A 1,998-nucleotide genomic window follows, 5' to 3' on the forward strand; every position below is an offset into this window, starting at 1 on the left:
TCCCCTTCGGAGCAAGAGAGATTTCAGCTAACGTTGTTGTATTCACGACGTCCCACCGACTTAAGGCGACGAAGTCGCCGGGCGCGATGCGCTTAGTCGGTGCGGATGTGTCCGGCTGGATCCACTTCTCCGCTACTGAAATGCCTCTTTGAATCCTCTTCTAACTTCGTGCCGGACCGAGGGGCGACAATGTCGACCCGATGCGTGAATATGGTGTTATGTGACGTCTTGGGCTTCTTCGATTCTTCTCAAAAGTTTAGCAATCATTCTAACCAAATAATAACAATATACAAAGTCGTCAATACATAATGTAAAATCTGTGAAATAAATCTCGTCAATTTATATTTCTTAAATCTCTTAGCCACAAATATGAGTAATAAAATTGAATTTATAAACCAAATAATTGACACTATCAGCCTCAAATTATTCAATACACAATCACCCCGTTGACTGATAAGAGTATTTTCGAATTTGCTTCTGGGTTTGATTTTATGGTTCATTACCAAAGATGTCACATAACGTTGTTGTATTCACGACGTCCTACCACCTTAAGCCCAAAGGGCGGCCGCGATGCGGTTAGGTGGTGGGATGTGTCCGGCTGACTCTACTTCCCTGCTACTGATATGCCTCTCCGAATCCTCATCTAACTCCTACCGGACCGAGGGCGAATGCCCGATGCGTGAATATGGTGTTATATGAAGGAGATGTCCTCTTGAAATACTTGCAAAATCATTCAGTTGTCTTTGATAATTCATAATTCAATCGAGCTTTTACTTTTTCTGGTTCTAAATCAAATCCAATTGCTCTTGATCCTGTCCAATTAACCCCAACTAAAAGATTGTCTTTCTGAAGTCCTTCAAGCCATTTCTCTATGAAATCTTCTAAATTTATCTCTCTAGGTTTAAAACCCTTATATGTATCTATGTTATTTATTATCTTTTCAACTCTATTTATTGAAGACCAAAATGGCATTGCTCTTTTTCCATCGAAATTTATAGGGCATGGGATCCCGCCACTATCATATATTGTCCAAACTATCCTGTTCTTAATTGATTCATAAACAAACGCTGACCATTGCGCAGCTGACTGAGACATTGGATTTCTCACATCCCGAATGATTAGAATTTAAACCGCATTACATCTCTTTCATATAACGTTGTTGTATTCACGACGTCCCACCGACTTAAGGCGACGAAGTCGCCGGGCGCGATGCGCTTAGTCGGTGCGGATGTGTCCGGCTGATTATGCTTCTTGTACACTGAAATACCTCATCGAAATCTCATCGGACATCTGCCGGACCGAGGGGCGACAACGTCGACCCGATGCGTGAATATGGTGTTATCCGAAGGACTTGCCATCATCGATTATGCTGAAAATTGATTTTTATATTTTTCATCCTGTTTTTCAATTGGAAAATATAGATATAGATCTCCATTCGCTTCTTTTGGATCGTAGTACTCTTGTACTGCCCCGACAATCGAATAATTATGGTTTGGTAGATATTCATGAATCATGTACTTGAATTTTTCTTGGTATGTACTTTGATCACATCTAATTATCGCGTACTTATACGCAGGAATTTCCCACTTATCCCATCCTGATGGAGCAATAGAATTATCGAGCGCTTCACAACCAGCTAAATATTTTCCTTGATCTGTCCAACGATTAAAGTTACCAGTTATATCACTCATTGCACCCCAAATGCCAACAATATTACCTGCTTCATCTGTCTTGGCTAAATTTCGAATTTCATCAAATTTATGATTTGCCTCTTGCCACAGCGATGGGATCCAATTATGACTTTCGGCAGCAAGACCTTGGCCTTCCTTGCCGATTACTGTAAATGATTTCTTTTCAATGATGTGTACGGACATCTACGGCGCCACACTCCTCGGATCTTTATGGGTTTTAACATTGATTGCAAGTCTTTCGGATAACGTTGTTGTATTCACGACGTCCCACCGACTTAAGGCGACGAATGTCGCCGGGCGCGATGCG

2 protein-coding genes are annotated in these 1,998 nt (G+C 41.4%); both read right to left on the bottom strand.

The features are described from left to right. Positions 1-729: 729 nt before the first annotated feature. Positions 730-1,095 carry a DUF2750 domain-containing protein gene (locus ACFPQ4_RS15115; protein WP_378112701.1) on the bottom strand — a complete coding sequence of 122 codons (366 nt, stop codon included), beginning with the start codon at positions 1,093-1,095 and terminating at the stop codon, positions 730-732. Between the two features lie 269 nt (positions 1,096-1,364). Further along, positions 1,365-1,874 carry a GyrI-like domain-containing protein gene (locus ACFPQ4_RS15120; protein WP_378112702.1) on the bottom strand — a complete coding sequence of 170 codons (510 nt, stop codon included), beginning with the start codon at positions 1,872-1,874 and terminating at the stop codon, positions 1,365-1,367. Positions 1,875-1,998 lie beyond the last annotated feature (124 nt).

Source organism: Cohnella yongneupensis, from assembly GCF_042655785.1.
Taxonomy (GTDB): Bacteria; Bacillota; Bacilli; order Paenibacillales; family Paenibacillaceae; genus Cohnella; species Cohnella yongneupensis.